Annotated in this window: 21 protein-coding genes; 11 read left to right on the top strand and 10 right to left on the bottom strand. The window is 69.4% G+C overall.

What is annotated here, in order from left to right; translation table 11 throughout:
- Positions 1 to 14: 14 nt before the first annotated feature.
- Positions 15 to 1,184 (bottom strand): sensor histidine kinase, encoded by a 1,170-nt coding sequence (locus tag QH276_RS30985; RefSeq protein WP_280398979.1) that lies wholly within the window; start codon positions 1,182 to 1,184, stop codon positions 15 to 17.
- A 200-nt stretch (positions 1,185 to 1,384) separates the two neighbouring features.
- Here QH276_RS30985 and QH276_RS30980 point away from each other — a divergent pair, with 200 nt between their 5' ends.
- Genes QH276_RS30980 through QH276_RS30970 form a run of 3 tightly spaced genes read left to right on the top strand, consistent with a single transcriptional unit; the run spans position 1,385 to position 5,157 of the window.
- Positions 1,385 to 2,152, top strand: a complete 768-nt coding sequence (locus QH276_RS30980; RefSeq protein ID WP_280398987.1) for a TSUP family transporter — start codon at positions 1,385 to 1,387, stop codon at positions 2,150 to 2,152.
- Positions 2,153 to 2,209: 57 nt separating this feature from the next.
- On the top strand, positions 2,210 to 3,760 hold the full coding sequence (locus tag QH276_RS30975; protein ID WP_280398986.1) for a TldD/PmbA family protein: 1,551 nt from the start codon (positions 2,210 to 2,212) through the stop codon (positions 3,758 to 3,760).
- Between the two features lie 20 nt (positions 3,761 to 3,780).
- The gene (locus QH276_RS30970; protein ID WP_432278626.1) at positions 3,781 to 5,157 is read left to right on the top strand and encodes a metallopeptidase TldD-related protein; all 1,377 of its coding nucleotides are present in this window, start codon (positions 3,781 to 3,783) and stop codon (positions 5,155 to 5,157) included.
- Between the two features lie 170 nt (positions 5,158 to 5,327).
- On the opposite strand, the gene map is transcribed toward QH276_RS30970, so the two are convergent.
- A complete protein-coding gene (gene map, locus QH276_RS30965) occupies positions 5,328 to 6,092 on the bottom strand; it encodes a type I methionyl aminopeptidase (protein WP_280399583.1) in 765 nt (254 codons plus the stop codon).
- A 75-nt stretch (positions 6,093 to 6,167) separates the two neighbouring features.
- Between map and QH276_RS30960 the strand changes: the two genes are divergently transcribed.
- Complete coding sequence (locus QH276_RS30960) at positions 6,168 to 6,431, top strand: helix-turn-helix transcriptional regulator (RefSeq protein ID WP_280399582.1); 264 nt, start codon at positions 6,168 to 6,170, stop codon at positions 6,429 to 6,431.
- A 324-nt stretch (positions 6,432 to 6,755) separates the two neighbouring features.
- On the opposite strand, the gene QH276_RS30955 is transcribed toward QH276_RS30960, so the two are convergent.
- From QH276_RS30955 to QH276_RS30940, 4 genes are all read right to left on the bottom strand, one after another.
- The gene (locus tag QH276_RS30955; protein ID WP_280399581.1) at positions 6,756 to 7,550 is read right to left on the bottom strand and encodes a polysaccharide deacetylase family protein; all 795 of its coding nucleotides are present in this window, start codon (positions 7,548 to 7,550) and stop codon (positions 6,756 to 6,758) included.
- 302 nt (positions 7,551 to 7,852) lie between these two features.
- Positions 7,853 to 8,377, bottom strand: coding sequence for a hypothetical protein (locus QH276_RS30950; protein WP_280399580.1), 525 nt, complete (start codon positions 8,375 to 8,377; stop codon positions 7,853 to 7,855).
- Between the two features lie 157 nt (positions 8,378 to 8,534).
- Positions 8,535 to 8,771, bottom strand: coding sequence for a hypothetical protein (locus QH276_RS30945; RefSeq protein WP_280399579.1), 237 nt, complete (start codon positions 8,769 to 8,771; stop codon positions 8,535 to 8,537).
- A gap of 27 nt (positions 8,772 to 8,798) precedes the next feature.
- A complete protein-coding gene (locus QH276_RS30940; protein ID WP_280399578.1) occupies positions 8,799 to 9,767 on the bottom strand; it encodes an endonuclease/exonuclease/phosphatase family protein in 969 nt (322 codons plus the stop codon).
- 363 nt (positions 9,768 to 10,130) lie between these two features.
- On the opposite strand from QH276_RS30940, the gene QH276_RS30935 reads away from it, so the two are divergent.
- Together QH276_RS30935 and QH276_RS30930 are read left to right on the top strand one after the other, a co-directional pair.
- Complete coding sequence (locus tag QH276_RS30935; protein ID WP_280399577.1) at positions 10,131 to 11,717, top strand: FAD-binding protein; 1,587 nt, start codon at positions 10,131 to 10,133, stop codon at positions 11,715 to 11,717.
- Positions 11,714 to 12,067, top strand: coding sequence for a ferredoxin family protein (locus QH276_RS30930; protein ID WP_280399576.1), 354 nt, complete (start codon positions 11,714 to 11,716; stop codon positions 12,065 to 12,067). Before QH276_RS30935 ends, QH276_RS30930 begins: the two co-directional genes overlap by 4 nt.
- A 202-nt stretch (positions 12,068 to 12,269) precedes the next feature.
- Here the strand turns inward: QH276_RS30930 and QH276_RS30925 are convergent, their stop codons facing one another.
- The gene (locus tag QH276_RS30925) at positions 12,270 to 12,830 is read right to left on the bottom strand and encodes a TetR/AcrR family transcriptional regulator (RefSeq protein WP_280399575.1); all 561 of its coding nucleotides are present in this window, start codon (positions 12,828 to 12,830) and stop codon (positions 12,270 to 12,272) included.
- Between the two features lie 83 nt (positions 12,831 to 12,913).
- Here QH276_RS30925 and QH276_RS30920 point away from each other — a divergent pair, with 83 nt between their 5' ends.
- Complete coding sequence (locus QH276_RS30920; RefSeq protein ID WP_280399574.1) at positions 12,914 to 13,738, top strand: SDR family NAD(P)-dependent oxidoreductase; 825 nt, start codon at positions 12,914 to 12,916, stop codon at positions 13,736 to 13,738.
- Positions 13,739 to 13,801: 63 nt separating this feature from the next.
- Here QH276_RS30920 and QH276_RS30915 read toward each other — a convergent pair whose 3' ends face one another.
- Positions 13,802 to 15,262, bottom strand: a complete 1,461-nt coding sequence (locus tag QH276_RS30915; RefSeq protein WP_280399573.1) for an MFS transporter — start codon at positions 15,260 to 15,262, stop codon at positions 13,802 to 13,804.
- 55 nt (positions 15,263 to 15,317) lie between these two features.
- Between QH276_RS30915 and QH276_RS30910 the strand changes: the two genes are divergently transcribed.
- From QH276_RS30910 to QH276_RS30900, 3 genes are all read left to right on the top strand, one after another.
- Positions 15,318 to 16,070: a TetR/AcrR family transcriptional regulator gene (locus tag QH276_RS30910; RefSeq protein ID WP_280399572.1), complete on the top strand. Its 753-nt coding sequence runs from the start codon at positions 15,318 to 15,320 to the stop codon at positions 16,068 to 16,070.
- Between the two features lie 89 nt (positions 16,071 to 16,159).
- Positions 16,160 to 16,939, top strand: coding sequence for a nucleotidyltransferase domain-containing protein (locus QH276_RS30905; RefSeq protein WP_280399571.1), 780 nt, complete (start codon positions 16,160 to 16,162; stop codon positions 16,937 to 16,939).
- Positions 16,940 to 17,139: 200 nt separating this feature from the next.
- On the top strand, positions 17,140 to 17,631 hold the full coding sequence (locus tag QH276_RS30900; RefSeq protein ID WP_280399570.1) for a hypothetical protein: 492 nt from the start codon (positions 17,140 to 17,142) through the stop codon (positions 17,629 to 17,631).
- Positions 17,632 to 17,677: 46 nt separating this feature from the next.
- Here the strand turns inward: QH276_RS30900 and cobN are convergent, their stop codons facing one another.
- Together cobN and QH276_RS30890 are read right to left on the bottom strand one after the other, a co-directional pair.
- A complete protein-coding gene (gene cobN, locus QH276_RS30895; RefSeq protein ID WP_280399569.1) occupies positions 17,678 to 21,304 on the bottom strand; it encodes a cobaltochelatase subunit CobN in 3,627 nt (1,208 codons plus the stop codon).
- Between the two features lie 169 nt (positions 21,305 to 21,473).
- Entirely contained in the window at positions 21,474 to 21,800 is a 327-nt protein-coding gene (locus QH276_RS30890) for a hypothetical protein (protein ID WP_280399568.1), read from the bottom strand.
- Positions 21,801 to 21,933: 133 nt separating this feature from the next.
- Between QH276_RS30890 and cobG the strand changes: the two genes are divergently transcribed.
- Complete coding sequence (gene cobG / locus QH276_RS30885; RefSeq protein ID WP_280406989.1) at positions 21,934 to 23,115, top strand: precorrin-3B synthase; 1,182 nt, start codon at positions 21,934 to 21,936, stop codon at positions 23,113 to 23,115.
- Positions 23,116 to 23,126: the final 11 nt, after the last annotated feature.

Raw genomic sequence — 23,126 nt, 5'->3', positions numbered from 1 at the left:
GTGGCGGGGCCGCGTTATTCCGCATCCGGTGACGTCAGCGGGATCCGGGCATGCACCCGCCAGGCGCCGTCCTGGGTGCGGCCCGCCTCCAGGCTTCCCCCGAGTACCGCCACCCGTTCGCGCATACCGGCCAGCCCCAGCCCACTGCCCTGGATGCGGGACTCGGGGCGCACCGGGACCCCGCCGGAGTCGGTGACCTCGATGTCGACATCCTGGCTGCGCCGATGCACCCGCACCCACGCCTTCGGATGGGCGCCCGCGTGGCGCAGGGTATTGGTCAGCGCTTCCTGCACGATCCGGTGTACGCCGAGGCCCACCTCGGGTGCCAGTTCGTCCAGTTCCCCGGACAGTTCCAGTTCGACGGCCAGCCCGGCGTCCCGCATGAGCTGCGCGACTTTCGCCAGTCCGGCGGTACCGTGCTGCGGCACCTGGTCGGGGGCGTGTTCGGTGCGCAGCAACGCGACCGTGCGGCGCAGTTCGCGCAAGGCCTCCCGGCCGGTACCGGCGATCGTGACCAATGCTTGTTCGGCGGTGGCGGGGTCGGTGCGCAAGGCGTACCGGGCGCCGTCGGCCTGCACGATCATGACGCTCACCGCGTGCGCCACCACATCGTGCAGTTCCCGCGCGATCCGGGTGCGTTCGGCCGCGACCGCGTCGTGCGCGCGGCGTTCCCGGTCGGATTCGGCGACGGCGTGCCGGGCCGCGACCTCGGCGTCGTAAGCGCGCCGGGCGCCGGAGAACTCGGCCAGCACCCAGCAGAAGGCAAAGTAGATCACGATGAACGCGAGATCACCGACCTTGAAACCGGTCACCACCGCCATGCCGTAGGCGCTGTCGGCGACCAGCGCGATCGCGTACCAGAGGCCTTCGCGGCGCCCCACGTAGGCGGCCAGCGTGTAGAGCATGATCCCGTGCCCGAGCAGGGCGGCGTGCACGGTGGGGTCGCCGACGATGTAGCCGATGGTGCTGGTGCAGAACGACAGCACCATGAACGTCACCGCCATCGCCCGCGGATAGACACGCCGCAAAGCGATCGGCAACGGCAGCAGCACCGAGAACACCAGGTACGCGGCCGGGCTGGTGCTGTCGCGGGCGACCACGAGATCGAGAATCAGCAGGAGCAGCGCGAGCGCAGAATCGGCGACGACAGGTTTGCCTCGAAGCCACAGACTGAACCGGCGCACCCGACCAGCCTAGTTCGGGACGTCGGCCGGGCCGTGCCGCCACCGCGGGGCCCGCAAGCATGCCGGCAGGCGGAACGCCACCGGCCGGCCGAGCAGTACGGGGACAGCCAACTCGCAGCCGCCGTGCGCATCCGTGCCGAACGCCACATACGCAGGTAGGCGGCGAAATCATGAGTCGACCGTCTGGTTTGCTGAACCCTATGGACGTGATCGACTGGGTGGCACTGCTGTCCGCCGCGACGGCGGCCGGCTGGGTCGACGCCGTGGTGGGCGGCGGCGGGCTGATCGTGCTACCGACGCTGCTGCTGGTGTCGCCCGGTATCGCGCCGCAGACCGCGCTGGGCACCAACAAGCTGTCCGCGGTGGCGGGAACCGCGACCGCGGCGATCACCTTCGCCCGCAAGGTCCCGCTGCCATGGCGGTTGCTGGTGCCCGCGGCGGTACTGGCCGCGGTCACGGCGGCAGCCGGCGCGGCCGCGGTGTCGTTGATCGACCGGGATCTGTTCATCCCGATCGTGCTGGTGGTGCTGGTGGGGGTGGCGGTCTTCGTCACCGCCCGGCCGTCGATCGGGATCACCCTGGCCACCCATCCGCCGTCGCGGCGCAAGGCGATACTGGTCGTCGCGCTCGCCGCCGGACTGATCGGCGCCTACGACGGCCTGCTCGGCCCGGGTACCGGCACCTTCCTGATCATCACGTTCGCGACTCTGCTCGGTACGGAGTTCGTGCGCGCGGCGGCGATGGCGAAGGTGATCAACTGCGGGTCCAATGTCGGTGCGCTGATCTTCTTCGGGTTCACCGGCCATATTCTGTGGGCGCTGGGTGCCGCCATGGCCGTGGCCAATATCGCCGGATCCGTGGTGGGCTCGCGGATGGCGCTGGCGCGGGGTGCGGAGTTCGTGCGCGCGGTACTGCTCGTCGTCGTGGTGGCGATGGTGATCCGGTTGGGCTGGCAGCAGTTCGGCTGACCCGACCGCCCGTGCACGCGGAATCCGCGGTGGCCGACTAGGTTGGTCGGGGTGAGCATGGCGACGTCCACCGAACCCGGCGGGCAACCTCCCGGGCACGATATCGATCCCGAATTCACGGGCCTGCCGCTGACGCAGCTGGCGGACGCGGCGCTGTCCGCGGCCCGCGCCGCGGGTGCCGAGCACGCGGATCTGCGGGTACACCGGTTGTGTACCCAGTCGATCCGGTTACGGGACGGCCGGGTGGAGGCACTCACCGATTCCGTCGAACTGGGTTTCGCGGTGCGCGTTGTGGTCGACGGGACCTGGGGGTTCGCCTCACACGCGGCGCTGAATCCGGACACCGCGGCCGAGGTCGCGCGTTCGGCGGTCGCCGTGGCGACCACGCTGCGCGCGCTGAACCGGGAACGCGTCGAACTGGCGCCCGAACCCGTCTACGACAACGCACGCTGGCTCTCCGCCTACGATATCGACCCGTTCACCATCCCCTCCGCCGACAAAGTAGCCCTCTTACAGGACTATTCGGGCCGGTTGTCGGCCGCCGACGGGGTGGATCACGTCACCGCGACCCTGCTGCAGGTCAAGGAACAGACCTACTACGCCGACACCGCGGGCTCGGCGATCATTCAGCAGCGGGTGCGGCTGCAACCCCAGCTCGAGGCGATCACCGTCGATACCGCGTCCGGTGCGTTCGAAACCATGCGCACGCTGGCGCCACCGGCGGGGCGGGGCTGGGAGTACGTCACCGGCAGGGACGGCGTCTGGGATTGGGATACGGAGCTGACCCGGATCCCGGAGTGGCTGGCGGAGAAGGTGAAGGCTCCGACCGTGGTGCCCGGTGCGACGGATCTGGTGATCGACCCCACCAACCTGTGGCTCACCATCCACGAATCCATCGGCCACGCCACCGAATACGATCGCGCCATCGGCTACGAATCCGCCTATGCCGGAACCTCGTTCGCGACTCCCGACCTGCTCGGCACGCTCCGGTACGGGACCCCGGTCATGCATGTCACCGCCGACCGGGTGCAGCCGCACGGTCTGGCGACCGTCGGTTATGACGACGACGGGGTGGCGGGTCAACGCTGGGACCTGGTGCGCGACGGCGTGCTGGTGGGATACCAGCTCGACCGCGTGTTCGCGCCCCGGCTCGGTCTCGAGCGGTCCAACGGCTGCTCCTACGCCGATTCCCCGCACCATGTGCCGATCCAGCGGATGGCCAATGTCTCGCTGCAACCCGATCCGGTACACGACACCAGCACGGCCGAACTCATCTCGCGGGTCTCCGACGGTCTCTACATCGTCGGCGACAAGAGCTGGTCGATCGATATGCAGCGCTACAACTTCCAGTTCACCGGCCAGCGGTTCTTCCGCATCCGCAACGGTGAACTGGCCGGCCAGGTGCGCGATGTGGCCTACCAGGCCACCACCACGGATTTCTGGGGCTCGATGGAAGCGGTGGGCGGCCCGTCCACCTGGCAACTGGGCGGCGCGTTCAACTGCGGTAAAGCGCAACCGGGTCAGGTCGCGGCGGTCAGTCACGGCTGCCCGGCGGTCCTGGTGCGCGGGGTGAATGTGCTCAATACCCGGACGGAGGCGGGACAATGACGACACTGACCGGTGCGGGGGTGCTGCCCGCGAACGCGGTGGTCGAGCGGGCACTCGCGGTGTCCCGGGCCGACGAGGCCATGGTGCTCGTCACCGACGAGGCCGAGGCGTCGCTGCGCTGGGCCGGTAATTCGATGACCACGAACGGCAGTTCGGTGGCGCGGCGCTGGTCGGTGATCTCGGTACTGCGCGACGGCCCACGGTCGGCGCGCGTGGGCAGTGTGGCCTCGACCAGCGTGGACCCCGCCGATATCGAGGCCGTCGTGCGGGCCAGCGAGGAGGCCGCCGCGGCCGCCGAACCCGCGCGCGACGCCATGCCGCTCCCGGATGCGCCCGCGGCGGCGGCCGATTGGGAGGCGCCGGCCGCGGGCACCGGGATCGAGGTGTTCGCCGGGCTCGCCGCCGATCTGGCCACCGGTTTCGACGGCGCCGATCGCCTCTACGGTTTCGCGCATCACCAGATGCACACCACGTGGCTCGGCACCTCCACCGGCATCCGCCGCCGCTACACCCAGCCCACCGGGTCGGTGGAGATCAACGGTAAACGCGGGGAGGGCACCGATCTCGCCAGCGCCTGGGTCGGCGCGGGCACCGCGGATTTCACCGATGTCGATACCCCCGGTTTGCTCGCCGAACTGTCCCGCCGGCTGGATTGGTCGGCGCGCCGGGTCGAGTTGCCGGCCGGTCGTTACGAAACCCTGCTGCCGCCCTCGGCCGTCGCCGATCTGCTGATCTACATGTACTGGTCGATGGAGGGCCGCGGTGCGCAGGAGGGCCACACCGCGTTCGCCGCTCCCGGCGGCACGCGGGTCGGGGAGAAACTCACCGATATCCCGCTGACCCTCGCCTCCGACCCCACCGCACCCGGCCTCGAATGCCTGCCGTTCGTGGCGACGCAGGCGTCGTCGGAAACGGTCTCCGTCTTCGACAACGGCCTGCCTGCCCAGCGGGTCGATTGGCTGCGCGACGGGACGATCGCCGATCTGGTGTATCCGCGCGCCACCGCCGCCGACTACGGCACCTCGCCCACCGTCCCGGTGCCGAACCTTCTGCTCACCGGGGGTTCGGCGGCCACCCTGGACGAGATGATCGCCCGCACCGAACGCGGCCTGCTGCTCACCACCCTGTGGTACATCCGTGAGGTCGACCCGGCCACCCTGCTGCTCACCGGCCTCACCCGCGACGGGGTGTATCTGGTCGAGAACGGAAAGGTCACGGCAGCGGTGAACAACTTCCGGTTCAACGAAAGCCCCCTCGACCTCCTGCGCCGGACCACCGAAGCCGGCGCCACCGAGCAGACGCTGCCCCGCGAATGGAAGGACTGGTTCACCCGCGCGGCCATGCCGCCGCTGCGTATCCCGGACTTCCACATGTCCTCGGTGAGCCAGGCGACCTGATATCCCGAGGATCCGGCGACGAGGCGCTGGACATGCAATGACCGTGCGCGGCGAGCGTGCGGTGGGCGGCGTGTCCTGCCTCGGCCGGCGCGACTTCGCCGCACGCGTTCCGGTCGAGCGCCGGCCCGCGTCGGCGGCTGCCCGGTCGCTCGGCCGCCGCTTCGACCGGCTCACGCGACGGTGAGTACCCGCGGCCCGTCCGGGGTGATCGCGATCGTGTGTTCGGAGTGCGCGGTCCGGGAACCGTCGGCCGAGCGAATGGTCCAGCCGTCCGGGTCGGTGACGATCCGGTCGGTGGTTTTCGCGAACCACGGTTCGATCGCGATGGTCAGCCCGGGTTTCAGCGGGAATCCGCGGCCCGGCCGCCCGGTGTTGGCTACATGCGGGTCCTCGTGCATGGTCCGGCCGAGTCCGTGACCGCCGAACTCGGTGTTCACCGGGTAGCCGTGCGCACGGGCGACCGCGGCGATCGCCGCCGAGATATCGCCGAGCCGGTTGCCCGGCTGTGCCGCCTCGATCGCCGCGGCCAGGGCCTCCTCGGTGGCGTGCACGAGGCGCTGATCCTCGGCGTCGGGTGTGCCGACGATCACGGTGGTCGCGGCATCGGCGACCCAGCCGTCGATACTCACCGCCAGGTCCATCGTCAGCACATCGCCGTCGCGCAGCGCATAGTCGAACGGCAGTCCGTGCAGTACGGCATCGTTCACCGACAGGCAGACCGTATTGCGGAACGGCCCGCGCCCGAACGACGGCGCGTAATCCCAATAGCAGGACTCGGCGCCACGCTCCCGGATGCGTTCCCGCACAATGCTTTCCAGCTCCAGCAGGTTCACCCCCACCGCCGCCTTCGCCCGGAGTTCCGCCAGGGTCCGGGCCACGAACGCGCCGGTGACGCGCATCCGCTCGATCTCCTCGGGCGTTTTCAGTTCCACCATCACAGCCTCCATCAGTCGCCGGTATTTCAATACCGTTCCTTGCGGTACTTTAATACCACTTCTAAGCTGGAGCACATGGTCCGCCTCCCTCTGACCCCCGAACAGCTCGAAGCCGGCCGCCGCCTGGGGGCCCGAATCCGGATCGCCCGCGCCGACCGCGACCTCGCCGAGGTCGCCCGGACGGCCGGCATCTCCCCGGAAACCTTGCGAAAGATCGAAACCGGCCGTCTGCCCTCCCCCAGTTTCGGCACGGTGGTCTCCCTGAGCCGCGCACTCGACCTGCCGCTCGACGACCTCGCCCAGATCTGGACCACGGATAAACTCGCCGAATCCGCCTGAGCACGGAGATCCCCGGCCGGGCCGCCGGACCCGCACTCGGCCGCCCGGAGACACGGCCGGGCGGTTGTCCGTCACCCGGCGCGTGTGGCGGCCGGCCTCACCGACCACACGGCGATACCGGAAGTGGTGACGATATGCCGCGGACCGGAACCCGGCCGGCCGCGGCGGATACACCGGTGAGCGCCGGCGTCGTGCGCAGTCCGGCGCCTACAGAGCGCCGCCCGCGGCGGAACCGAGCCGGCGTCCCGGGCCGTTGCACCGCACCCTCGCCGCGCTACCGGTCACGTTTCCGCCTTCGCCGCGGCTGCCCCTACCCAGACGGAGTCAGGCGACGGTGAGCACGTCGTCGAGGGTGACCAGGGACAGATTGCGTTCCCGGATGATGTCCACCAACTGGCCGTAGCAGCGGGTGACCGGCGGAAAGTTCGCGTGCCCGATCACGATCGCCTGCGGGTTGAAGTATTTGCGGGCGCATTCGATCAGGTACTGCTCGGTGATGAGCCCCGAATCCGACAGCGACCCGTACCACATCACCGGCACGGTGTACCCGAGATCGGCGGCGATCCGGTCGACCCGGGCATTGTGCCGCCCGAACGGCGGGCGGTAATACGGCATACCGTCCACGCCGAATCTGTTGCGCAGGAACAACTTACAGCGCGAAATATCGTCGGCGACAGCATGATCGGACAGCGCGGTGAGATCGGCGTGATCCCACGTGTGGTTGGCCAGCTGGATCTGTCCCGAATCCACCAGCGGCCGCAGTTCGTCCTGGTGGGCGATCCAGGATTGATAATAGGCGGTGACGAAGAACGTGAACCGCGCCCCGGTGTCCTTGGCGAACTGTACGTAGGCGCCCACGACCTCGGCGCTCGCTCCGTCGTCCACGGTGAGCGCCAAACTGTTCCCCGCACCCGGCAACGCGGTGATGGTGGCCGGCGCAATCGCGGTCTTCGCCCCACCCGGCGGCGGCAGCAGCGCCGGCGGCGCCGGCCCCGGACCACCCACCTCCGGCACCTCCGGCGCCCCCGCCGCCACGGGATCGCCCTGCGCCGAGCTGCATCCCGCCAGTGCCATGACGGTCCCCGCGGCCATCATCGACAACATCGAACGCCTGTCCATCGCCACCCCGATCACATCGCTTTGCGTTCCCGAGAAGACCCACTGACGTGCTGATATGCGTTCGGCACTCTACCGGCGCGACAGCGCGGGATCGGGGACCGCCACGCACCCGACCGACCGGGGCTCAGCGGCTCGCAGCACTTACCTCCGGCTCTGCCACCACGCGACCGCGACAGCAGCGAAACCGATCGGTCGCGGCGGCCAGGACGAGCCATACCGCTCCGGCCGGCCGTCGTGGATTTCGGTGCGGATGCGAGCGAGCAGGTCGGGCCGGCACGGAAATCGGGAACTTCAGCGTGCGCCTATGCCCCGTGGGCGGCCGCGAATGTGGTCGTCGGCCGGAAAGTGGCCGGTGTTTCCACGTGCACCCAGCAACTGCTCTCCTCGCCCAGCGTCGTCAGCGGCGGCGGGAGGAACGACGGTGGGGCGAACCGGACCTCGGTGCGCCGGGCCGGCGTGGTGACCACCGCGGTCTGTTCGGTCCCGCTCCATTCACTGACCCACAGTCCGCCCACGATCCAGACTTCGGGTGTCGCCCCGTCGGTCAGCGTGACCGTCACCGGATCGTCCACGTACTCACCCCAGACCACCCACCATCGGCCCGGGGCATGGGCATTGATCGGCCCGGAAACACCGACCGCCATATCCGCCGCGCCCGACCACGGCCGCCACAGCAGCTCGTCCTGCCCGGCCTCGGTCACGATCGCACCTCCCGGCTGCGGGTGAGTGACCCGGAAGCACCGGTCGGAGCCGCGCCACTGTAATCGCATCCCCGACAGCGGTAACACCTTCGACTCGACATCCACATCGTGAATCCTGTTCGCCATCACGGCTCCTCGTTTCCGGCCCCGGCTCCGCGCCCTACGCTGCGCTGGAGCACCGACACCGGACGTGCTACCCACCTTTCCCGTTACCAACCGTGGTCGGGCGAGTTCGCCGGGCCGCACCGAGCAATCGGGCAGCGGCCGGCGCGCCGCGATCGGGTTACTTGTTGCGTTTCGAGGTCGTGGACTTCGATTTCTTGCTCTTGCTCGAACCGTCGCTGTCCGGTTCCCATTCGTAGCCGGGAGTGCCCTTTTCGCAGTAGGAATTGTCCACCTTGGTATCGGTGGCGTCGAATTCGCACCAGCGGTCGTTGCCGCAGGCGGCGGAACCCAGGCCGGCGGCGAGGGCGATGACCGCGGTGCAGGTGACGGTGCGTAGGCGGGTACTGGAAAACATGTATCTGTCTCCTGAAACGGTTGCCGATCACGAAATGCCGACGGGCCGGGCCGCCAGCCGGAGCCGGGCCAGGACGGCGCGATGGTCCGAGCCCGGGATGGTGAGGGTTGCTATGTGGTCCGTGGTTCCACCGGACACCAGGATGTGGTCGATGCCGATCACCGGACCCCAGGACCGGTCGTTCGGATAGGTGAGCATCCGGCCCGCACCCGCCTGTTCGGCCGCGGCGGCGAAGCGCCCGCTCACCAGCTTGCGGAAGGCGGCGTGGTCGCTGGTGGCGTTGAAATCGGCGCCGACCACCGCGGGCCCGTCGGTGGCCTCGAGCAGGGTGGCGACGGCCGCCAGTTCCTGCAGCCACACCGTGTGGTCGATATTCGGCGGCAGCGGGTGGAACGCGAAAACGGTGACCGGCCCGAGTTCGGGATGGGTGACGGTGGCGGACAGGTTGGCCATCCGGAATTCCTGATGGCGGACGGTCTCCGTCAGCGGGAAGCGGCTGTAGATACCGGTTCCGCCGCCACCCGGGCCCGGTTCCAGGTAGTGGTATGGGAGCAGGGTGTCGACACCGGAGGCTGTCAGCCGCGCTACCGAATCCGGGGTGAGTTCGTCGATCGTCAGGACATCGACGTCGTGGTCTCGGACGGCGGCGGCGACCGCGCCGGTATCGGCACCGCCGAACAGCAGGTTGGTCTGCAGGACGGTCAGTTCGGTGCCGGTGGCGGCGGCATTGCCGTCGGGTACGTACAGCGGGATCTGCGTCCACAGCACACCGGTCAGCACGATGACGGCGGCGCCGGCGCTCCGCCAGCCTTTGGCCAGCACGAACAGCAGCAGCGCCGCCAGCGCGCCGAGCATCAGGTAGGTCGCTCCGGACGCGAGGAGGATGAGCTCGCGGCGCTGCCAGCCACCCACGTAGAGCGCGATACCGGCCGATGCGGCGAACAACGCACACCACCCCGTGGCGAGCAGAATCCGGCGGATCACGCTGTGCGTCATACGCTCAACCTATCCGGTGCGGTTGCGAAAACCTTTCCGCGACCTTGCACTCGCGGGCGCCGACCGGATCGGAGCGGGTGCGAAACGCGGTATGTAGCGGTACATCACGGCGGCACCGGATGCGGGATCTCCTGCTCGCGGATCACCCCCGCCCGGCCCGGCTACACCGGTGCTCTTCCAGTACTCGGCCTGCTGCGGGTTCTCCCCTTCACGGCCGCGGCGCGTTGAGGATCTCCGGGACCTCGGCTCCGGGCGAGGGTTAAACCACTGCCGATTCCAACCGTTGTTCCACGCGGCGCGGCGGTGCCAGCCTGTCATTCGCCGAGACAGGCCGTATGCGCGGCACGCAGCAAGGGGTTTCGAATGACCGATCCGATCGATCTGAGCACCGATGTTCTCGTTGTCGGCGGTGGACCGGCCGCGACCTGGGCCGCGTTGCGCGCCGCGCGGTCCGGCGCCGCGGTCGTGCTCGCCGATAAGGGCTACTGCGGTACCAGCGGCGCCACCGCCTCCGCCGGGACCGGCGTCTGGTACGTCCCGCCCGATCCGATCGCACGGGAGGCGGCGATCGCGAGCAGGGAGAGCCTGGGCGGTTATCTGGCCGATCGCCGCTGGGCGCAGCGGGTACTGGACGAAACCTTCGACCGCGTGAACGAGCTCGCGGAGATCGCCCGTTTCCCGTTCCCGGTGGGTCCGGACGGCCGGCAGTTGCGGAATGGGCTGCAGGGGCCCGAGTACATGCGGCGGATGCGCATCCTGGTGCGCCGGGCGGGGGTCCGGATCCTCGATCACGCGCCGGTCACCGAACTACTGATCGACGGCGCCGGTGCGGTGGCGGGCGCCCTGGGCTACCGGCGCCAGGCCCGGGAGAACTATCGTGTGCGGGCGGGCGCGGTGGTGCTGGCGACCGGCGGCTGCGCGTTCCAGTCGAAAGCACTCGGCTGCGATGTGAACACCGGCGACGGCGCGTTGTTCGCGGTCGAGGCCGGTGCCGAGCTGTCCGGTATGGAATTCTCCAACGCCTACGGGATCGCGCCCGCAGGTTCCTCGGTGACCAAAACAGCGTTCTACCAGTTCGCGACCTTCTATCGCGCCGACGGCAGTGTGCTGGAAGGCGCGAGCGGCCGGCATCGCTCACCGATCGCGGCCGAACTCCTGCGCGAAACGGTGTACTGTCGGCTGGACCAAGTGGACGAGCCCGCGCGCGCGGCCATGCGCCGGGCCCAGCCGAATTTCTTCCTGACCTTCGACCGACGCGGTATCGACCCGTTCACGGACAAATTCCCGATCACGCTGATCGCGGAGGGGACGGTACGCGGGACGGGCGGAATCCGGCTCGTCACCGATGAGTGCGCGACCGGCGTCCCCGGGCTCTATGCCGCCGGCGACGCCGCCACCCGCGAACTGATCTGCGGCGGCTTCACCGGCGGCGGCAGTCACAATGCGGCGTGGGCGATTTCCTCGGGGACCTGGGCCGGTGCCGGTGCGGCCCGCTACGCCCGGTCGCTGGGAACCGGCTCGCACAGCCGCCCGGTGCGGGCCATCGGCGATGCCGGTGCCCGGCCCGGTGGCGACCGGGTTTCCGGGGATCACCGCGAGGTGGTGGCCGCGGTACAGCGCGAGGTCCTCCCCTACGACAAGAACTACCTGCGTCACGGCGCCGTGCTCACCGAATCCCTCGCCACACTCGACGATATCTGGGCGACCGTGCGGGAATCTCTCGGCGGGACGGACGAACAGCGCGTGCGCACCAGGCAGGCGGCGGCGACGACCGCCCATGCCCGGTGGATGTATCGCACGGCGCTGGCCCGCACCGAAACCCGCGGTATGGCGAAACGGCTCGATTTCCCCGGCCAGGACCCGGAGCAGCACCATCGCCTGATCACGAGCGGGTTGGACGGTATCCGGGTCCACCCGGAACAGGCGGTGACGGCCGGGGTGGCCTCATGATCGAACTGGTTTCGGCGCAGCGCTGCATAGCCTGCGACAAATGCATCGCGGTGTGCCCGACGAATGTCTTCGATCGCGGTCCGGACGGTATCCCGGTGATCAGCCGGCACAGCGATTGCCAGACCTGCTTCCAATGCGAAGCGAACTGCCCGGCCGATGCTCTGTTCGTGGCCCCCGGTACGGTTCCCGAACCCGCGGACTCGTTCGCCGCGGATGAGCAGGAACTGATCCGCCGCGGCCTGCTCGGCAGCTACCGTGCCCGGATCGGCTGGGGCAAGGGCCGCAAACCCGGCACTCTCGACGCCGTCGGCCCTGTGCTCCAGCCGAATACGGCACCGCTCACGAGTTGAGTACCGCGGCCATCGGAGAAAGCCCGGCCGGCCGCGGCCAGCAGTGAAATCCGGACCGACCGCGGCCACAGGTGACCTCTGGACTGCCTGCGGCCATCGGTGAACGCCGGACCGGCCACGGCCACGGGGGATGGCCGGCACTGCGGAACGAAATGGGGTGAACCGACGCGATGGCCGCACCTGTCAGGCGATGGCGCGGAACTCAGGTTGCGGCCAGTCCACGGAGGACGAGGTCGATGTGGTGCGCACGGGCCTCGGTATCGGTGCTGGGTATCAGCTGGACGATACGGAGAAGTCCGAGAAGTTGATAGGCGATATCGCCGGCGGTGATATCGGGGCCGAGGGTGTGATCGGTGCGTGCGCGGCGTACGGCCTCGTGCCCGATTTCGGTGAGATGCGCCAGGCACCGTTCGAGGTCGGTGTTCGACGGCGGCCCGGCGGCCAGCAGGTCGATCATCGCCTGATTACCGACGAGCTGATCGGTGGCCGCCGTGAAGAACGCGCGCAGGCCGGCGAGCGCGGACATTCCCTCGGGGAGGACCGCTCCCGCAAGTGCGGCGAGATCGGTGCCGGTGACAGCCGTCAGCAGGCTGTCCCGGGTCGGAAAATGCCGGTAGAGGGTACCGATGCCGACGCCCGCCGCGCCGGCTATTGCCCGCATGTCCACGGATAAGCCGTTGTCCCGCAGCGCTTCTCGTGCGGCCGCCAGTATCCGTTCCCGGTTGGCGGCGGCGTCGCGCCGCTGTTTCCGATCCGCTGCCACTACCCCACAATAGCGAACCGGAACATCGGTTCCGCTCGAGGTACGCTGTTCCGGAACGAGTGTTCCGGAACAGGAGTGGGTGGATGAGAACGATCGTGATCACCGGTGGCACCGACGGCATGGGCGCGGCACTCGCCCGGCACTACCTGGGAGCGGGTGAGCATGTCGTTGCCATCGGGCGCGACCGGGCGAAGTTCGAAGCCCTGTGCGCCACCGCGGCAGCACCCGGCCGGGCGACGTTCGTCGCGGCCGATCTGTCCTCGGTCGCCGAGAGCCGCCGGGTGGTCGAACAGCTGCGTGCCGAGCACGAACGGATCGATGCCCTGGTGCTCGCGGCGTCGTTCATCCGGCAGCGACGTCACATGACAACCGAGGGCCACGAGGCGTCCTGGGTGCTGTTCTTCGTCTCGAAGTACCTGTTCGTCACGGGCCTGGCCGACCGGCTCGGCGCGGCCGGACGACCCATCGTGGTGAATACCTCGGTTCCCGGCACGCGCCCCGACGCCATCGATTTCGACGATCCGGGAATGCGCGAAGGCTTCACCTTTACGCGCGCGAACGCGCAGCAGCGGCGCGCCAACGAACTCCTGGGCATCCTCGCCACGGAGGCAGATCCCCGTCTCTCCTATGTGACCTGGGGTCCCAGCGGGCTCGTCCGAACCAGCTTTGCCGGCGCGGTCGGCCCGGCGATGAAGCTCTCCGCAGCGGTCCTGGGCCGCCTCCTGGGCGCACGTCCCGACACCGCGATCCGCCCGATCGTCGGCCTGATCGATGATCCCGCACCCGGCCGGGCCGCCTACCGCGGTGCCCGGCAGGTACCCCTGGTCACCGGCGACCACGACCGCCACGATATCGCCCGGCTGGCGGCGATGATCGAACGGAACGTCAGCCCGGAAAGCCGCGGGTGACCGGAGCGGCCCGGGCCGGAAGCCCGGCCGCTCGACGACCCGTACGGAATTCCGGGGCCGCGGTCAGTCCGGCACCGCGACGGGTTCGGGGGCCGGGCGGGCCGAGGACGGATGCGCCCGGAGCAGGACCGCGCCGACCAGCGCGGCCGCCAGGCTGAAGCCGGCGCTCACCCACGCGCCCACCGCGACCGCGTCGGTGAAAGCCGTCTTCGCGATATCGGCATAGCCGAGTTCGAAGGCCGCGCCGAGGGATTCACGGGCCGGTGCCGGTGCGCTCTCGGGCATCCGCGCGGTGAAAACACCGGCCAGCACGCTGCCGAGGATCGCGATACTCAGCGCCAGCCCCACCTGCTGCAGGGTGTCGTTGAGCGCCGACCCCACGCCCGCGTGCCGCAGCGGAATCGCGTTCATGATGGCCGTATAGGCCGCCGGACCGGCCAGACCGCCGCCGACACCCATGATCAGCATGCTCACCAGTACCCACAGGTATCCGTCGCCCACGGCGAGCACGGCGAACGCCACGGCCATCACCGTCAACCCGGAGACGATGAGGGTTTTGTTCGCCAGATTCTTGCCCAGGGTGGCACCGAGACCGTTGAACACCGCCCCGGCCAGTGCATACGGCAACAGTGCCAGGCCGGCCTTCATCGGGCCGTAGCCGAGGACGAACTGCAGATACTGGGTGAGCATGAGCATGACCGCGCCCATCCCGAACACCATCAGCAGCACCGTCGCGCAGGTGCCGGTGAAATCGCGGTTCGCGAACACACCCAGCGGCAGCATCGGATGCTCCTGACGCCGCTCCCACAGCACGAAGGCCCCCGCCGCGACGACGGCGAGTACCAGCACAGGGATGTTCCACTCCCGCTCGATGATCAGGTAGACCGCGGACCCCAGCGCGAGGATCGACAGCAGCACACCGACCAGGTCTACCGGGCGCTGCTCTCCGGTGGTCTCGGGCATGAGGACGAGCGCGGCGGCGATCGCCAGGACGGCCACCGGAATGTTCAGTAGGAACACCGACCCCCACCAGAATTGCTCGAGCAGCAGCCCACCGAGGACGGGACCGGCCACGATCCCCAGGATAGAGACCGTGGACCAGGCGGCGAGCGCCATCCGGCGTTCGGTTTCGTCGAAGGTGGTCATCAGGATCGACAGGGTCGACGGCATCAGTAATGCGCCCCCGACACCCATGACGGCGCGGGCGGCGATCACCTGCCACGGTTCGGCCGCCACCACGGCGGCCAGTGAGCCCACCCCCAGCACCACCAGGCCGAGGATCAGCATCCGCCGGCGCCCGAACCGGTCCGACAGGCTACCGGCGGTGAGCAGCAGTCCGGCGAAGACCAGGACGTAGGAGTCGAGGATCCACTGGATATCGGCCGGGGTGGCGTCCAGTTCCCGGATCAGCGAGGGGATCGCGATATTGAGCACGGTGCTGTCGATCATCAGCACCAGCAGGGACAGGCACAGCGCCGCGAGAATCAGCCAGCGTCGCGGGTCTCGTACAGTGTTCGATTCCACTCGCACACTGTACGACGAAATGGAACGGCGTGCGAGTGGCATTAGGATCGACGCTGTGGCGAAGACGTTCGATTCGGTATGGACACGTGCACCCCGGCAGCCCCGGACCTCCGGCCTGACCCGGGACCAGATCGTGCGCGCCGCCATCGACCTGCTCGATTCCGAAGGCCTGGCGGCGCTGAGCATGCGGAAACTCGGCGCCCGCCTCGGTGCCGGCGCCACCAGCCTGTACTGGCATGTGGCGAACAAGGACGAATTGCTCGAACTCGCGCTCGACGAGTTCTGGGGTCTGGTCGACGACGGCGGTGGGCTGGACGGATCCGGCAGCCTCCGGGAAACTCTCACCACCTACGCCTACAACCTGCGGGCGGTGCTGCTGAAGCATCCGTGGGCAGCCGCCCTGATCGGCCAGTTACCGAGCTGGGGGCCGCGCGCGTTCCGGCTCGGTGAGCGGCTGCGCCGGACGTTCACCGACGCCGGTTTCCAGGGCTTGGACGTCTACCTCGCCGGGGGCACGGTGAACAGTTACGTCCTCGGCCAGGTCGTTCCGGTGATCGCCATGGAGAAGGCCCACGGCGGCCCGGTGCGGCAGCAGGAGGTGGCCGGGATGCTGGACGAGCTGGCCACGGAGTATCCGGAGATGCGCGCCGACTACCACACCGTGATGCCCGAGGATTCCACGGTCGGCCAGGCGCTCGGGTTCGACTTCGGGCTGATGTGTGTGCTGGACGGGCTGGAAACCCGGCTGCGCGCCCGGCCCGGCGCCGATACGGTATCGGGCGAACCGAACGTCACCGACCAGGCCTGACCAGGCCGCGGATGGTCCCGAGCACGCATGCGCGGGTTCGCGGGCACCGTCTCATGCCGGTCCGGCCCACACCCCTCCGGAAGGACTCCGTGCGCACCGACGACGATTTCGTGGACCATATCGCCGACCGCCTCGCCGGCCTGCCCGAGGTGGTCGCCGTCTCGCTCGGTGGGTCCCGGGCCCAGGGCACGCACCGCCCGGACAGCGACTGGGACTTCGCGCTCTACTACCGTGATCACTTCGACCCGGCATCGTTGCGCGCGGTCGGCTGGGACGGGGAGGTTTCCGAACTCGGTGCGTGGGGCGGAGTGTTCAACGGCGGCGCCTGGCTGACGATCGAGGGCCGGGCCGTCGATGTGCACTATCGCGACCTGACAGTGGTCGAACACGAATGGTCCGAAGCGGAACAGGGACGGTTCCGCTGGGAGCCGCTGGCCTTCCACCTCGCGGGGATCCCCACCTATTTGGTGGTGGGTGAACTCGCCGTCTCCCGGGTGCTGCGCGGTGACCTGCCGAAACCCCGATTCCCGGACGCGATGCGCACGGTGGCGCCGGCGATCTGGCGCCGCCAGGCCGACCTCACCCTGCGCTATGCCCGGTCCGCGCACGCCCCGCACGGGCGGGTCGCCGAAACCGCCGGCGCGCTCGCCACCGCGGCGATGCAGACCGCGCACGCGATCCTGGCGGCTCGCGGCGAATGGGTTACCAATGAGAAACGCCTGCTCGAGCGGGCCGGTCTGCGTGAGATCGATCCGCTGATCACAGGAATCTCGCCCGACCCCCGTGTGCTCGCCGATCGCATCGATGCGGCCCGCGAAGTATTCGCCACCGCCGAGGCGCGGGAAAGCGCGGGCCCCGCGCACGGCTGACCACGGGGTCACGGTACGGTCTCGGCAAGATCGAATATCACAGGTTCGGTACCAAAGATCTCGCAGGTTGGGCACAGCGGCGTGGCGCCCCTAGGCTCGCGGGAGGCCGAGTACGGCTCGGCCCGCACAGCGCGGCCCCGCCTGTTGCGACGACGCAACTGCCGGTGTTGAGTGATACGAGACTTCGGAGAAGGATGAGGATGAAAAAGACCGTCGTGGCCGCCGTAGCGGTTGTCCTGCCCCTGGTCTTCGCCGGTGCGGCCGTTTCCGAGCCCACCCCCGCGGAGCCGGGCCCACCGGCCGCGGTCCTCGCCGAACCGGTCGCCTCCGGCCCGCTGGGTACAACCTTTCCCATTCGCACGGGCGGCCATATGAAGGTTACGGTCCGCCCCGCAGCCGCCGACGTCGCGCCGCGCGTGGAGGGCGGATCGGTCGCGGTCTACGAACTCAGTGCCGAACAGACCGCGGGCCGACCCTATTTCCTGCCGACCGTCGACCTGCGCCTGGTGACCACGAACGGTGACATGGTGTACCCACTGACCGGCGTGCCGGGCGAGTACCCGGGCGGTTTCCTCGAACCGGGACAACCGCGTACCGGACTGCTCGCCTTCGGTCTCACCGCAGACCAGCAACCTGAGCAAATCGTCTTCGCCACCAACGACAACCACGTCCAGGGCGCCTGGACCCTCTGACCCGCAGGGCCCGCTCGGACGCCGAGCCGGCCCCCGGTAGCGGGCGCTATTCGAGTTCGCCTTCGGTTTCCAGATAGATCTGCCGGAGCCGGTCGAGGGTGGCCGATTCCGGTTCGGCCCACAGCTTGCGTTCGGCGGCCTCCAGGAGACGTTCGGCGATACCGTGCAGCGCCCACGGGTTGGACTGCTCCATGAATTTGCGGTTCGTCTCGTCGAAAACGTAGCTTTCCGCGAGCTTCTCGTACATCCAGTCGGCGACCACATCGGTGGTGGCGTCGTAGCCGAACAGGTAGTCCACGGTGGCCGCCATTTCGAAGGCGCCCTTGTAGCCGTGCCGGCGCATGGCCTCGAGCCAGCGCGGGTTCACCACCCGGGCCCGGAAGACTCGGGTGGTTTCCTCCGACAGAGTGCGCGTGCGCACCGAATCCGGCCGCGTGCTGTCACCGATATAGGCCTCGGGATTCTTCCCGGTGAGTGCCCGGACCGTGGCTACCATCCCGCCGTGGTACTGGAAATAGTCGTCGGAATCGGCGATATCGTGTTCGCGGGTATCGGTGTTCTTCGCGGCCACCGTGATCCGGCGGTAGGCGGTGCGCATATCGTCGGCCGCGGGGGCGCCGTCGAGATCGCGGCCGTAGGCGTAGCCGCCCCAGGTGGTGTAGACCTGCGCGAGATCGTCGTCGGTGCGCCAGCTCTTGGAATCGATGAGTTGCAGCAGGCCCGCGCCGTAGGTGCCGGGTTTCGACCCGAAGATCCGGATGGTCGCACGGCGTGCGTCGCCGTGCGCATCCAGGTCCGAAACCGCATGGGCGCGAACGTAATTCGATTCGGCAGGTTCGTCGAGGCCGGCGACGAGGCGGACGGCGTCGTCGAGCAGGGCCAGCACGTGCGGGAAGGCGTCACGGAAGAAACCGCTGATCCGGACGGTGACGTCGATGCGCGGACGGCCCAGTTCCGCGAGGTCGATCACCTCGAGTGTGGTGACGCGGCGGCTGGCCTCGTCCCAGACCGGGCGCACGCCGAGCAGGGCCAGCACCTCGGCGATATCGTCGCCGGAGGTGCGCATCGCGGACGTCCCCCACACGGAAAGACCCACCGAGCGCGGATATTCGCCGTGGTCGGCCAGATACCGCTCCAGCAGTGAATCGGCCATCGCCCGCCCGGTTTCCCAGGCCAGCCGCGACGGTACGGCCTTCGGGTCGACCGAGTAGAAGTTACGGCCGGTCGGCAGCACGTTGATGAGCCCCCGTAGCGGCGAACCGCTGGGGCCGGCCGGGATGAAACCACCGTTCAGCGCGTGCAGGACGCGCTCGATTTCGACGGCGGTTCCGCGCAACCGGGGCACCACTTCGGCTGCCGCGAACCGCAGCACCGAGGCCACGGCGTCACGATCGCCGCCGGTGTCACCGAACAGATCCGCGGCGAACCGCTCGACCAATCCGTCCACAGCTGCCGGTGACCACTGCTCGGCCTGTAGCGCCACCAGCAGTTCCCGCGCCCGCGCCTCCACGGCATCGACCCGTTCGCGCGATTCCCCGCCGGCTTCGCTGAGCCCCAGGGCTTCCCGCAACCCGGGTACCGACATCTCGCCGCCCCACAGCTGCCGGGCCCGCAGCATCGCGAGGACCAGGTCCACCTCGCTCTCACCGGCCGGCGCGCGGCCGAGAATATGCAGGCCGTCGCGGATCTGCACATCCTTGATCTCGCACAGCCAGCCGTCGACGTGCAGCAGCATATCGTCGAAGGAGTCTTCGTCCGGGCGCTCGGCCAGCCCGAGGTCGTGATCCATTTTCGCGGCGCGCATGAGGGTCCAGATCTGCTGCCGGATGGCGGGCAGTTTCGCCGGGTCGAGCGCGGAGATATTGGCGTGCTCGTCGAGGAGTTGTTCGAGCCGGGAAATATCGCCGTAGCTCTCCGCCCGCGCCATCGGCGGGATCAGGTGATCCACCAGAGTGGCGTGCGCACGACGTTTGGCCTGGGTGCCCTCACCCGGGTCGTTCACCAGGAACGGGTAGATCAGCGGGAGATCGCCGAGCGCCGCGTCGGTGCCGCAGGCCGCCGACATGCCCAGGGTTTTACCGGGCAGCCACTCGAGATTGCCGTGCTTGCCGAGGTGCACCACGGCGTCGGCACCGAAGCCGCCCGCTTCGGTCTCCGTGGCCAGCCAGCGGTAGGCGGCGAGGTAGTGATGGCTCGGCGGGAGATCGGGGTCGTGGTAGATCGCGACCGGGTTCTCGCCGAATCCGCGCGGCGGCTGCACCATCAGCACGACATTGCCGAAACGCAGGGCGGCAATGACGATTTCGCCGCGTGGATCGGCGGAGGTGTCCACGTACAGTTCGCCCGGCGGCGGGCCCCACGCCTCGACCACCGCCTCCCGCAGTCCCGCGGGCAGGGTCCCGAACCAGGCGGTGTAGACGTCGGCACCGATCCGGATCGGGTTGCCTTCCAGCTGTTCGGCGGTGAGCCAGTCGGGGTCCTGGCCGCCGGCCGCGATGAGGGCGTGCATGAGCGCGTCGCCGTCCCCCTCGTCCAGGCCGGGGACCTCGTCGGGGGCGCCGAGATCGTATCCGGCGGCGCGGAGTTCGCCGAGCAGGGCGATCGCGCTGGCGGGCGTGTCCAGCCCGACGGCGTTACCGATGCGGGCGTGTTTGGTCGGATAGGCCGACAGCATGAGCGCCAGACGTTTGTGTTCGGCGGGGATATAGCGCAGGCGGGCATGCCGGACCGCGATCCCCGCGACCCGCGCGGCGCGCTCCGGATCGGGCACATAGGAGGAGAGGCCGTCGGCGTCGAACTCCTTGAAGGAGAACGGCACCGTGATGATCCGCCCGTCGAATTCGGGCACCGCGACCTGGGTCGCGACATCCAGCGGGGACAGCCCGTCGTCGTTGGCTTCCCACTGGGCACGCCCGCCGGTCAGGCACAGGCCCTGCAGAATCGGTACATCCAGTTCGGCGAGCGCCCCGATATCCCAGGCCTCGTCGTCACCACCGGCCGACGCGGTGGCCGGTTTGCTACCGCCCGCCGCCAGCACGGTGACCACCAGGGCGTCGGCTTGCCGCAGTGTCGCGAGCAGTTCCGGTTCCGCCGTGCGCAATGAGGCGCAGTAGACCGGCAGCGGCACCGCGCCGGCGTCCTCGATCGCCGTGCACAGTGCGTCGATGTACCCGGTGTTTCCCGCCAGATGCTGTGCGCGGTAGTAGACGACACCGACGGTCGGCGCGCCCGGCTCCGGCTCCCGGGCGATCCGCTCGAGCCGCCCCCAGCTGGGCAGTTGCACCGGCGGTTCGAACCCGTGACCGGTCAGCAGGACCGTATCGGACAGGAAGTTGTGCAGCTGCCGCAGATTCTGCGGGCCGCCGGCCGCCAGGTAGTTGTGCGCGTCCGAGGCCACCCCGACCGGTACCGTCGAACATTCCATCAGCTCGGCGTCGGGCGCCATCTCCCCGCCCACGGCCACCACCGGCACCCCGCTGCCGCGCAGCGCGGCCAGCCCGTCCTCCCAGGCCCGTTTGCCGCCGAGGATCCGGACGATCACCAGTTCCGCCCCGTCGAGCAGGCCGGGCAGGTCCTCCACCAACAGGCGGGCCGGATTGCCCCAGCGGTAGTCGGCGCCGCTGGCGCGCGCGCTGAGCAGGTCGGTATCGGAGGTGGACAGCAGCAGAATCACAGGGTGACCTTCCTGGGGTGACGCGCCCGTCGGGGTTCGGTGTGCTCGCCGGAGAGGGTCTGGCTGTGTCAGTGGCGCGACCGCACCGGAGTTCCACCGGTTTCCTCGTCACCCGTCGAGCGTTCGGATGCTACCGCGACACCCTGTCCGGCCCGCGCGGCGGTGGTGGCTACGACGCCGCGACGAACGCGACCCACAGGGCCGCGGTGACGAGCACCAGGACGGGAATCAGGATCCGGGTGACCCGCCGCCGATGACGTGCAGGAACGGCGAAGGGTACGGCCAGGGCGGCGGCCAGCCCGGTGGGCAGGGAGAACACGGTGCCGAACATCAGCCCATAGCCGTGAGGGTCGGTCGCGGGGTCGCTGCTGAGATAGAAGGGAAGCGCGATCCACAAACAGCAGAGCCAGAGCAGTCCGGCGGCAACCCCCACCGCACCGGCAACAGCCCGGAATACAACCGGAAGCATCGGCTGACGGGTATTCGACGGATTCATTCGCATATTCGCCCTCCCGCCCACAATCACAGCACAGCGCAACGGTCTTCGCATGCCTGCCCGGCCGCCCCACGCCGCGGGGCACCCGTGCCCGTCGCGAGCGGCGCGACACAGCTCGTATCCTGGTCGGGTCATGCCACGCACCACTGCCGATTCCTGTCCTGGTGTCCTCCGGCTGCACCAGGCCGCCGACGGACCGCTGGCCCGGGTCCGGGTACCCGGCGGGCAGCTGACGCCGGAGCAGATGCAGGCACTGGCCGAGGCGGCGCACCGGCTGGGCGACGGGAATATCGAACTGACCTCCCGCGGCAATGTGCAATTGCGGCGGCTCCGCGATGCGGAGGCGCTCGCCGGCCTGCTGGGCGCGGCGGGACTGCTGCCGAGCCGGACCCATGAACGGGTCCGCAACATCATCGCCTCTCCCCTGTCCGGCCGGATCGGTCCGCACCCCGATATCCGCCCGCTGGTATCCGCGCTCGACACCCGCCTGCTCGGCTCGCCGCGCCTGGCCGATCTGCCGGGTCGCGTGCTGTTCACGATCGACGACGGCCGGGGCGATGTGAGTGGTCTGCGCCCGGATATCGGGGTCCACGCCGTCGGGAACGACCTGTTCGCACTGATCCTCGCCGGACAGGACACAGGAGTCCGGGTAGCCACCGCGGATACCGTGGATACGCTGCTCGCCGCCGCACACGGTTTCCTGGAACTCGGGACCGGCCAGTGGCGCTTGCACGAACTCGGCGACGGCGCCGGACGCCTGATCGCACTGCTCGGCCACACCCCCGGCCCCGAACGCAGGGAATTCGCCGAGGCGGCCGAACCACCGATCGGCTGGCTCGACCAGGACGACGGACTGGTGGCGCTGGGCGCCGGCATCCGCCTGGGGTCACTGCCCGCGCGGACCGCCGAGTTCCTGGCCGCGATCGAACGCCCGGTTCTGCTCACCCCCTGGCGCAGCCTGGTGATCACCGATCTCGGCGAAGGAGCTGCCGAGCAGGTGGTCCGGGTGCTGGCGCCGATGGGCTTGATCTTCGACGCCACCTCACCGTGGTTGCGGATCACCGCCTGCGCCGGGCAGCCGGGCTGCGCGAAATCCCTGACCGATATCCGCGCCGACGCGTCGGCGGCGGTCGAATCCGGCCGCACGACCGCGGCCGGTACCACGGAAGCGAACGCAGTACCCGCGGACACGGTCTCGACCTCCGGACGCCAGCACTGGTCCGGCTGCGACCGGCGCTGCGGTCGGCCGGCCGGGCAGATCACCGAGGTCACCGCCACGCCGGAGGGTTATCGAGTCACCTCGCACGGCGGATGATCCCGGGAACG

The sequence above is a fragment of the Nocardia carnea genome, assembly GCF_029869215.1.
GTDB lineage: Bacteria > Actinomycetota > Actinomycetes > Mycobacteriales > Mycobacteriaceae > Nocardia > Nocardia carnea_B.
This window is presented reverse-complemented; position numbering and strand designations above follow the sequence as displayed.

Bases quoted from the DNA above. Each gene is read 5' to 3' on its own strand.
- QH276_RS30980 (WP_280398987.1), top strand. From the start codon at position 1,385: ATGGACGTGATCGACTGGGTGGCACTGCTGTCCGCCGCGACGGCGGCC.
- QH276_RS30975 (WP_280398986.1), top strand. From the start codon at position 2,210: ATGGCGACGTCCACCGAACCCGGCGGGCAACCTCCCGGGCACGATATC.
- map (WP_280399583.1), bottom strand. From the start codon at position 6,092: ATGGTGGAACTGAAAACGCCCGAGGAGATCGAGCGGATGCGCGTCACC.
- QH276_RS30960 (WP_280399582.1), top strand. From the start codon at position 6,168: ATGGTCCGCCTCCCTCTGACCCCCGAACAGCTCGAAGCCGGCCGCCGC.
- QH276_RS30955 (WP_280399581.1), bottom strand. From the start codon at position 7,550: ATGGACAGGCGTTCGATGTTGTCGATGATGGCCGCGGGGACCGTCATG.
- QH276_RS30950 (WP_280399580.1), bottom strand. From the start codon at position 8,377: ATGGCGAACAGGATTCACGATGTGGATGTCGAGTCGAAGGTGTTACCG.
- QH276_RS30945 (WP_280399579.1), bottom strand. From the start codon at position 8,771: ATGTTTTCCAGTACCCGCCTACGCACCGTCACCTGCACCGCGGTCATC.
- QH276_RS30940 (WP_280399578.1), bottom strand. From the start codon at position 9,767: ATGACGCACAGCGTGATCCGCCGGATTCTGCTCGCCACGGGGTGGTGT.
- QH276_RS30935 (WP_280399577.1), top strand. From the start codon at position 10,131: ATGACCGATCCGATCGATCTGAGCACCGATGTTCTCGTTGTCGGCGGT.
- QH276_RS30930 (WP_280399576.1), top strand. From the start codon at position 11,714: ATGATCGAACTGGTTTCGGCGCAGCGCTGCATAGCCTGCGACAAATGC.
- QH276_RS30920 (WP_280399574.1), top strand. From the start codon at position 12,914: ATGAGAACGATCGTGATCACCGGTGGCACCGACGGCATGGGCGCGGCA.
- QH276_RS30900 (WP_280399570.1), top strand. From the start codon at position 17,140: ATGAAAAAGACCGTCGTGGCCGCCGTAGCGGTTGTCCTGCCCCTGGTC.
- QH276_RS30890 (WP_280399568.1), bottom strand. From the start codon at position 21,800: ATGAATCCGTCGAATACCCGTCAGCCGATGCTTCCGGTTGTATTCCGG.
- cobG (WP_280406989.1), top strand. From the start codon at position 21,934: ATGCCACGCACCACTGCCGATTCCTGTCCTGGTGTCCTCCGGCTGCAC.